The sequence below is a fragment of the Coleofasciculus sp. H7-1 genome (genome assembly GCF_057473865.1).
In genome coordinates this window covers 1-8,185 of sequence record NZ_JBYCCT010000049.1, presented here as the reverse complement: position 1 = coordinate 8,185, position 8,185 = coordinate 1, and the positions used below count along the sequence as shown (strand labels likewise).

Below are 8,185 nucleotides of genomic sequence, written 5' to 3'. Positions count from 1 at the left end.
CCGAATTTTATCTAGCCGTTATAGAAATAGAAGAAAGAGATTTGGCTTGCGAGTAAACCTGCTAGCAGGAATTTATAACTATGAGCTAAAAATAGCTGAAAAATCTTAATTCCGCAAGAGGTCTAGTATCGATCAGAACAAGTCCCTGGTTCGTCTCGACGAGCAGGCAGTGGCAGACGAGACGAGCCGTCAGACCGCGACTGAAGCCATCGAAAAGCGCCCCGCCGATCGGGCACATACAGCCACAATTGAGATGATGAATGTGCATGAATCCTCTACAATGCCTCCTCAGAACCATCCTAAATGTGTGAGATTGCCAACGGCGCGATGACTGACCGTCGGTCTGGAACCATCGCGTTCTGCTTGAAAAGAGTGTCAACTGAGCCTATTCGGTTGATCTCTAGGCACAAATTACTTGTTGGCTGACCCTGGCTCATTGAGCTTGCGGTTCTGTTCGGCAGTAACGGCGAGTTCGTAGCCGATGCCATTGGAGGTACCCGTCACGACAGCCAGAGGTCGGGTCAAAGAACTGTTCATAACCATCCAAACTCCTATATGACTGCTCCACGCTCTTTTGCCGTGGCTTGCTTCTTTTTCAAACGCTTAACTTAACTGCCAATTTCGACGGTTTCCTGCTCAAGTGACCCAGAATGTCGCCCGATTGTATAGTCGTAATTCTCGTGCTTCCTATATGGTGCTTTATTTGTGAGAGTAGGGATAAACCAATTTGTCCCTACTCCAACTTAGTTAGAATAGTTGAAAACGAATTACTTATACTCTTTCAATAGTCTTTATTTTTAAAGCTTTTGCTCTTACAAAAGTAGTAGTTGTCAGCTCTGATATTTGTATAGGAAAACACTTGATTGATTAACAAAACAGTTGGGTTGCAAAAACTATTAGACCTGTCTGAAATATAATCAGAACCTAAGAGGATGTTTGAAAAGTAGTATTGGCATCTCGTAGGGGCTTTGGCATTCGGTAAACAAGCTATTGGAACGAGAAATTGTCGCCCGTAGGCGTAAACCTTCAAGGGAGGGTATGCGAAAGCCCGGACATCTGGATGGTGTTATAACCGACTTCTCAGACATCCTCTAAATAAATATGGTAGAACAGAGTTTTGATCTTCCCGGAATTGAGGCGATCGCGTTAACGCTTGTGCAAGCAGCAGATCGCGGCTTTTGACTTAGATTACAAAACTGTAATTCAGACGAAGGGCAAGCTGTAATTTTGGTTGAGCTTAATCGAACTATAGACACGTTTCGAGATTTAACCGAAGGAGAAAGCAAGTGAAGAAAACCCGCCGACTGCTGACACTGATTGCAATTCCTGTTTTAATTGGAACGTTTGGAAGTGTAGCGCTGAATCAGGCGATCGCTCAATCGCCTAATCGACAGGCACAAAACTCATCTCAGCCCAATCAGCAACAAGAGGGACGCAGAGGGCCAGATTTTGCCGCAGCAGCTCAGAAATTGGGCATTTCAGAAGCCAAGTTAAAAGAAGCACTGGGAGTGCCAGCGAATCCTACACCGGGACAACGCCCTCCCCGACCCGATTTCAAGGCGGCGGCGGCAAAACTCGGCATTACCGAACAGCAATTGGTAAATGCGTTGGGAATTCCGCCCCGTCCACCACGTCCAAATTTTGCAGCCGCAGCGCAGAAGCTGGGCGTGTCAGAAGCCAATTTAAAGGCAGCACTGGGGGTACCAGCGAATCCACCAAGTACGCCGCCTGCACCGGGACAACGCCCACCCCGACCGGACTTTAAGGCAGCGGCGGCAAAACTCGGCGTTACAGAAGAGCAACTGGTGAATGCGCTGGGAATTCCGCCCCGTCCGCCTCAAGATGGCAACCAACCAGAGGGAGATCGTCCTCCTCAATAAGCCCTGGCGATTAGAAATCGCGGCTAAACAAACCAAGTCCGCCTGCGCGGACTCTAGAGACGCGAAATTTCGCGTCTCTACATTTAAAGAAATTTCCAGCCTCCCTATGCAGCTAAGGGACAGCGCACCCAGAGGAACGATGGAGATGGCATTTTCAAGATGGTGGTGAAGAACTGATGCTCCATTCCCCATAATCATTGAGTTGACAGAACGCGATCGCCCAAAACACCCAACTCACTCGCGACTAAACACAAACAGATTGCCTGTTGCACCTCTTCCTACCCTAATTTCTTCGTCTAAGTAGGAGGTTGTCCACTCCGCCTCATTTCGGAGAAAATACGATGTTGATGAACATAGCAAGGTTTAAAACTTTAGTGATGGGAAGAAGCTACTGAACGACGCGATCGCGCTGATAAGACCAAGCCGCGAATAAACCAAAAGCACCCCCCGCCCAAATCAGCCAAAGTAAATGTAGAAATAACTGGTTATCGTGTTTCAAACTAACTGCCGATAGAACTAATTCCTGGTAGTGGTAGAACGGTGAGCATGCAATTAAATCTTGTACGATTTGCGGTCCCGGAAGTGGAATTGAACCGCAAGCAACAGGAATAACAATTAGCGATAGGCTAAGAATAGAATCAGCACTTTTGGGGTCTAGTAAGTACCCTAATGCAAGGCCGAGAATGGCAAATGGCACAATTCCTAAGATTAGGCTCGATATCAGAGCTAACCCTTGAGTCAAATCCATTCTCATCTCAAGTTGCCAGCTTCCTAATGCGAAGATTAATAAAAGGCTCACAGTACAAATCAGAAGCGAGGTGGCAATCTTAGCCGCCATATATACTGTTGGTGGTAAAGGTGTAGCTCTCAAAAGCTTCAGCCATTTTTCCGATAGCTCAACTGCAATTCGTTTACCCAGTCGGTCGATGACAATCGTGAAAAGTATGATGCCACACAGGTAAATAACTATTTCTGTTGCCCCTTTTCCTTTCAATCCTTGCAATTTTAATAACGGGACAAATCCCACCAGTGCGAGTGTTGCAATTAAAAAAACTGGAGTGCGAAGTAGTTGAAGGATTTCAAACCAGAGTTGTTGTTGAAAAATGCGTTGGATGTTCTGAGAAGAAGTTTCAGGTAAATTCTCCGTCTCTCTAGGATTTTCAGGCTGATCTTCTAAAGCTTTATCTTTTAAATTTATTAGCTCCTGAGTTAGCTGTCCTTCAGGATGAATTTCAGTAATTTTATGGAGAGTGACACAGCGAGTTGCTAAAGTATTTAATTCGTTCCAGTCGGATTTATTATTTGTCACCATTAGAATGGTGATTCCTCGTTGACAGCAGAGTTTGATTTGCTGCCAAAATTCCTCATATCCTTTTTCATCTAGATTTCGGGTTGGTTCATCAAGGATGAGAAGGTCGGGATTGCCTGCTAGAGCAAGGGCAAAATAAAGTCGCTGTTTTTGTCCGCCAGATAAGTCAGTTGCCCAAGCACTTTCTTTATCTTTAAGCTTAACTATGTTCAATATTTCTTCAGTTGAAAGTGGATTAGGGTAGTAGCTTCTCAGCAGTTCAATAAGTTCCTTTACCTTGACATTTCTTGGAACTTGTGTATCTTGTAAAACTACTCCAACATGGATTTTTGAGTTAGCACTCTGTGGTGAAAGCCCCATTAGTTCAACTTCTCCACTACTGGGTTTGAGTAACCCTAAAATCAGATTCAGTAGAGTAGTCTTGCCAGCCCCATTTTCGCCGCGCAACACAACGAATTCGCCTCGCTGCACAATCAGATTGATATCCTGTAAGATAGAAGTTTGCTGGAATCCTTTGCGAAATTCCTTAGAAACTTGCTTGAGTTCGATAATATTCATGGCTTGTGTGAGAAAAAATATAGATAAGATTTAGAGCTAATGGAGTGTCATTTGCATGAGAAACCAAACCGCAAAGGAAGCGGCAACAGCAGGCACTAACGAGACACCGAAAAAAGTGGTTAAAACTACAAGTGCTGCTGTTCCTCCTGCAAATCCCCAAAAGTTCATAGCAAGTGAGCCTGTGGAATCAATTGGCGGTATACAAGTGCTGAATAAACAAAATTCACTTCCTTTCGTTAAAAGAAAGAATGTGGCAACCATTGCAACTCCAAAAACTCCTAAAACTACCCATTTATTCAGGTGTAATGAAAATCCTGAACCAGGGAGTTTTAAGGAAACTGCTGGGGTTTCTATAGGATTGGAAGTAGATTGTATTTGCCTGTCTGAATCTGGAACAATTTGCGGGGTGTTGGAGGAGGATTGCACAAGGTTGGAAGATTGTTGAGAGTTGTTAGAAGGTTGCATTTTTAATTGATTACTCCTTGATTTCGTGAAATATTGGACAAAGTTGGAAATTAAGATAGTGTTGCTAAAGCACTGTCCTAATTGCAAACCATACTGCTGCACCAATTGCTACGACGACAGCTAAAGGAGCAGTGGCAACAACAGCAGCCACAGTACTTGCAACTCCAATGGCAACAACACTGCTTGTGATATCTGGATAATCTTTTGCTGCCTTGATAGCATCTTCTGCTGTCTTGATAACATCTTCTACTGCATGAGGTTTCGCTGGCGGTGGAGATTCGTCAGATTTAGGAATGAATGACGGTTTAGGTGATGGACTAGTATCGCTCTGTGCTTTTTGTTTTTGTTCTTGAGAAGTGGGCAAAGGTTTAGGTGATGGACTGCGATCGCTACGTGCTATTTGTTTTTGTTCTTGAGAGCGATCGCGCAGAGGTTCAGCTTTTTTAGATGGACGAGAATTAGCTTGCGACAGTTTAGGTTGGCACTCTGCTGGGAGTGTACCAGACCAGTGAATCATCGGATAGCAGGAGTGCTGAACCAGCAAAGTTTTCGCGACTAGAAAGGGTGTCCAAAGTAAAAAACATACGACTAGGATTGTTTGAAATCGATAGCGAAGCCATCGGTCAATTAAACTGGGAAAATTTGTGATAATTTGCATGATATAGATCGCCTCGATCTGCTTAGAACTATCGGCAAAGGCTTCGTCTTGTCCCGCTTCCAACGGTTCACTGACTAGAAGGAAACTCCTAGTGCTTGGGCAAACTGCACTTGAGTCAGCTCTGACATTTCCGGGTTTCCTTCACAAGCGTAGCATTCGATAGGGATTCAGGGAGGGACATGGCGTGAGTGCCTTTTGATAATCTTCTTTGAGGCTAACGAAAGAAGACTGTCTCGCACATGGCATATTCACGAAATTTTGGTAAACGAGAGGCTTTAAACTAAGTGTTTTCTCCTACCCTATGTGATAAGGAAATGCGTGTACTGATGGGGTAAGAACGTACATTAAGACCTCCCGACCTTCCTCGCAAACACTTCTATGCTAGACGCAGACAAGGGCATTTTTGTAAAAACGAAGCCGCTTTACTCTCCGCATTTGGGTTGTGGATATGCGCTCTTTGTAGGTCGGATGATGCCATTAAACAAATCATCCAGATCGTAAGGAGTAAAGAACTGCCATTGTCCTTGAGCATCTAACCGAACGCCTACAGCCGTCGCCGTGTGCTGCCAATCAGTAACCCCATCTGAGCGTGCTACTGTAAGGTCTGCAACCGGAACGCCAATGCGCTCTCACTCGCTTGATTTTTAACATCAAACTTGTAGTCAGGAAACTGCGTTGTGAGGGTATCCTTGGCGGTGAGTTCTTGGGAACGATCTCCAAGCGCATCAAAAAAGGCAGTGTCAAAGTCGTTGATGACTAACTGACAGTCGTTGCCAAATAGCGATCGCTCTTACCGTATTTCGTACCGCATCACCTGCCAACCACCAATTGGGGAGATTCAGAAGCGCGATCGCAGATAATACGCTATGACAGGCAAAAGTTTTTAGGGCGGGGAGGATGTCAAGCCGCGCGACTATGCAGATTCTAAATGAGCTACTGGAATCTGTTCGGTTCTCTCTGGCGACTTTGCCCCAGTTGCAATGGCGTGAACAGCATGGAGAATATCGGCACAGTAGTATCGATTACCACAGCGATCGCAAACACCAATCGTCACATCTTCAAGAATGACAAATCCATCTTTGTGTTTGAAGGCTTCGCGCTTGACAGTACGAGGTTGAACGGTTCCTTCACAATACTCACATCTGTATCCATACATACAACTAGCCCTCCAGCTCAGTGACTTCGTAAACAGTGATAATCAGATAACGTCCGTTGCTAGCGAAACGTCCAACCACGCCAACAGGTATCTGTCGATCTAATGCAGTCCCCACTACTACATATTTTGTTCCTCTAGGATCGTCTTTTTCCACCCGTATGACTTGACCACTTAGAACAGCCTCTTCTACATCCAGAATAGTCAGCATATCCTCAGCCATCTCTTCCATTGCATGTGCTGACATATCGTATTGACGGAATCGGATTTTCTCTCTGATACGGTCAATATCACGCTTGAGGCACTTGGTTGTTTGGGTCACATCCAGGCAATCATATCAAGTTGTTTGGGCGATCGCTCTCTTAATCTAAGTCCTAAAAACTCCCTACCTCAAGTTTCCGGTATGCTCCAACTTGAAATCTAGGCAATTTTCTGTGCTGAACTCGCAGACACTTCTATGCTAGACGCAGAAAAGGGCATTTTTGTAAAAACGAAGCCCCTTTATTCTCTTGCCTCGCCAGCGGTCGCTCTTACCGTATTTCGTACCGCACCACCTGCCAACCACCAGTCGGGGAGATTCAAAAGCGCGATTGTCGGTAACACAACACCAACCGGCGAATCAACCAAAGTCTTCTGGAGGCGAGTGGCACTATCCATGTTTTGCTTATCTAGTTTGGTTCGAGTCTTTCCAGTTATTGACTTAGTTGTATTTTCAGTTCGCGCAGCATCCGACTGGTTCCGTCATCAATCGCTTTTTGCACTAACTGGGGAATCATTTCAGTCATAGGCAGATCGGGAAAAGAGAGGCTGACAGATGATTCAGTATAGTCCCCGTTCTGGAGAATATAAATCGTCAGTTGGCGATCGCGATAGATCCACACTTCCGGAACGCGCAAGGCTTGATAGGCATTCAGTGTAGTCTTTGAAGTGACATCAGACTCAATGGCGAGATCGGGAGGTGGGTAAACCTCCAAATTCATATCGGTGCAACCTCGGACACGACTGGCATTCTGGATGTAAAAGCAGGTATCGGGTTCGACTCCGGCAATTTCTGGTTGCTTCAGAGTCGTTGAGCCAAAATCTTCCCAGTCCCGTCCTTGGGCATCTAAGATAGTTGTGAGGATGTAAGCAATAATGCGATGGGGGCGTTCGTGCAGTGCCAGAGGAGACATGATTTCCAGCGTTCCTCGGTAGTATGCAATGCGGGTGCTGCGCTTTTCTCCCAGTTCGGTAAGAATCTCCTCAAAATCTTGCCAAGACAAGTTGTGAATGGTAATCATGCTACCGGGACTGAGTTCAATGCCACGAATGGGAATGGTGACAGTCATTGGTGTTCCTCCAGCGATCGCTCAGGTAGCTTCTTCAACCGTAACTCACCATTCACCCGTGAGCATCATTAATGACTAACTGACAGTAATTGACAAACAGCGATCGCCAACCCGTATTTCGCACCCCTTACCAACCACATTTTCTGGGTATTAAAAAGGCGGAAATATATAGCAATCCTAATTGAGTTGTGGGATGTCAGCAGTTCAAATCCCCGACAACTCTTACGGATACCGCTGATTGAGGGTACTATTTCCCAAGCTGTGCGTAGATTTGATTGACGACGAACCGGGTATTGGGGACTGGCGAAAACCCATTTACAGAATGTTGCCACGGCTTGTGCTATCAATTTAAGTCGTTTTTTTGCCTGCTCAAATCATCTTGCTAAAGCTCAAACTCGCCAAACTGCCTTAGCGGCATTACGCTTTCAGTCGGCTTCATTAATTGCTTGTTTGACATCTAAATCTCCATTGACCGGGTAGACTTCATGTTCCCTTCGGTTTTTATTCTCATGGCGCGAGTCCGGGGCAGAATCCTCTGGACGTTACTAAAGCTCGTGCTAAAAGTCTGCTCTTCTACAATTACCAGGACTTACGCAAAGCTTATACATATAGCGTTTTGTAGGGGCAATCCCCCTGGGGGATTGCGGTGGCAGATGTGGTGATGTTGCGTAAGTCCTGAATTACTTTAGTTGAACAGGGGGTATTACCCCTCTTCTGTCACTTTCCGAATATAATGAATAAAGAAATTGAAAAATAAAACTCTACACAGTAGGTAGGGCAATGGATGTAGAATTACAAGTTTTCAAACATTTAGCTAGAGATGCCCATCCCACA

9 protein-coding genes and 4 pseudogenes are annotated in these 8,185 nt (G+C 45.3%); 3 read left to right on the top strand and 10 right to left on the bottom strand.

The annotated features are described in order from the left end of the window. Positions 1 to 109: pseudogene (locus AC2VDX_RS12140) on the top strand (IS5 family transposase); the annotation flags it as partial. Positions 110 to 124: 15 nt separating this feature from the next. Here the strand turns inward: AC2VDX_RS12140 and AC2VDX_RS12135 are convergent. Both AC2VDX_RS12135 and AC2VDX_RS12130 read right to left on the bottom strand, forming a co-directional pair. Next, a pseudogene (locus AC2VDX_RS12135) lies at positions 125 to 268 on the bottom strand (MBL fold metallo-hydrolase); the annotation flags it as partial. A gap of 143 nt (positions 269 to 411) precedes the next feature. After that, positions 412 to 537, bottom strand: coding sequence for a hypothetical protein (locus AC2VDX_RS12130; protein ID WP_378179027.1), 126 nt, complete (start codon positions 535 to 537; stop codon positions 412 to 414). Positions 538 to 1,286: 749 nt separating this feature from the next. On the opposite strand from AC2VDX_RS12130, the gene AC2VDX_RS12125 reads away from it, so the two are divergent. Beyond that, positions 1,287 to 1,880 carry a hypothetical protein gene (locus tag AC2VDX_RS12125; protein WP_378179024.1) on the top strand — a complete coding sequence of 198 codons (594 nt, stop codon included), beginning with the start codon at positions 1,287 to 1,289 and terminating at the stop codon, positions 1,878 to 1,880. Positions 1,881 to 2,114: 234 nt separating this feature from the next. On the opposite strand, the gene AC2VDX_RS12120 is transcribed toward AC2VDX_RS12125, so the two are convergent. Beyond that, positions 2,115 to 2,240 (bottom strand): PAP/fibrillin family protein, encoded by a 126-nt coding sequence (locus AC2VDX_RS12120; protein WP_378179021.1) that lies wholly within the window; start codon positions 2,238 to 2,240, stop codon positions 2,115 to 2,117. 28 nt (positions 2,241 to 2,268) lie between these two features. Next, positions 2,269 to 3,747 carry an ATP-binding cassette domain-containing protein gene (locus AC2VDX_RS12115; protein ID WP_378179018.1) on the bottom strand — a complete coding sequence of 493 codons (1,479 nt, stop codon included), beginning with the start codon at positions 3,745 to 3,747 and terminating at the stop codon, positions 2,269 to 2,271. 55 nt (positions 3,748 to 3,802) lie between these two features. Here AC2VDX_RS12115 and AC2VDX_RS12110 point away from each other — a divergent pair, with 55 nt between their 5' ends. Beyond that, positions 3,803 to 4,192 carry a hypothetical protein gene (locus AC2VDX_RS12110; protein ID WP_486928164.1) on the top strand — a complete coding sequence of 130 codons (390 nt, stop codon included), beginning with the start codon at positions 3,803 to 3,805 and terminating at the stop codon, positions 4,190 to 4,192. 84 nt (positions 4,193 to 4,276) lie between these two features. Here the strand turns inward: AC2VDX_RS12110 and AC2VDX_RS12105 are convergent, their stop codons facing one another. From AC2VDX_RS12105 to AC2VDX_RS12080, 6 genes and pseudogenes are all read right to left on the bottom strand, one after another. After that, the gene (locus AC2VDX_RS12105) at positions 4,277 to 4,870 is read right to left on the bottom strand and encodes a hypothetical protein (protein WP_378179012.1); all 594 of its coding nucleotides are present in this window, start codon (positions 4,868 to 4,870) and stop codon (positions 4,277 to 4,279) included. A gap of 376 nt (positions 4,871 to 5,246) precedes the next feature. Further along, positions 5,247 to 5,787: pseudogene (locus AC2VDX_RS12100) on the bottom strand (nucleotidyltransferase family protein). Next, positions 5,784 to 6,026 (bottom strand): YgiT-type zinc finger protein, encoded by a 243-nt coding sequence (locus AC2VDX_RS12095; protein ID WP_378179009.1) that lies wholly within the window; start codon positions 6,024 to 6,026, stop codon positions 5,784 to 5,786. The pseudogene AC2VDX_RS12100 and the gene AC2VDX_RS12095 overlap by 4 nt, the downstream one beginning before the upstream one ends. A gap of 4 nt (positions 6,027 to 6,030) precedes the next feature. After that, the gene (locus AC2VDX_RS12090; protein ID WP_378179006.1) at positions 6,031 to 6,270 is read right to left on the bottom strand and encodes a DUF4258 domain-containing protein; all 240 of its coding nucleotides are present in this window, start codon (positions 6,268 to 6,270) and stop codon (positions 6,031 to 6,033) included. Between the two features lie 284 nt (positions 6,271 to 6,554). Further along, a pseudogene (locus tag AC2VDX_RS12085) lies at positions 6,555 to 6,680 on the bottom strand (nucleotidyltransferase family protein); the annotation flags it as partial. A 35-nt stretch (positions 6,681 to 6,715) separates the two neighbouring features. Further along, complete coding sequence (locus AC2VDX_RS12080; protein ID WP_378179003.1) at positions 6,716 to 7,351, bottom strand: Uma2 family endonuclease; 636 nt, start codon at positions 7,349 to 7,351, stop codon at positions 6,716 to 6,718. Positions 7,352 to 8,185: the final 834 nt, after the last annotated feature.

Bases quoted from the DNA above. Each gene is read 5' to 3' on its own strand.
- AC2VDX_RS12110 (WP_486928164.1), top strand. From the start codon at position 3,803: ATGAGAAACCAAACCGCAAAGGAAGCGGCAACAGCAGGCACTAACGAG.
- AC2VDX_RS12080 (WP_378179003.1), bottom strand. From the start codon at position 7,351: ATGACTGTCACCATTCCCATTCGTGGCATTGAACTCAGTCCCGGTAGC.
- AC2VDX_RS12130 (WP_378179027.1), bottom strand. From the start codon at position 537: ATGAACAGTTCTTTGACCCGACCTCTGGCTGTCGTGACGGGTACCTCC.
- AC2VDX_RS12105 (WP_378179012.1), bottom strand. From the start codon at position 4,870: ATGCAAATTATCACAAATTTTCCCAGTTTAATTGACCGATGGCTTCGC.
- AC2VDX_RS12095 (WP_378179009.1), bottom strand. From the start codon at position 6,026: ATGTATGGATACAGATGTGAGTATTGTGAAGGAACCGTTCAACCTCGT.
- AC2VDX_RS12090 (WP_378179006.1), bottom strand. From the start codon at position 6,270: ATGTCAGCACATGCAATGGAAGAGATGGCTGAGGATATGCTGACTATT.
- AC2VDX_RS12115 (WP_378179018.1), bottom strand. From the start codon at position 3,747: ATGAATATTATCGAACTCAAGCAAGTTTCTAAGGAATTTCGCAAAGGA.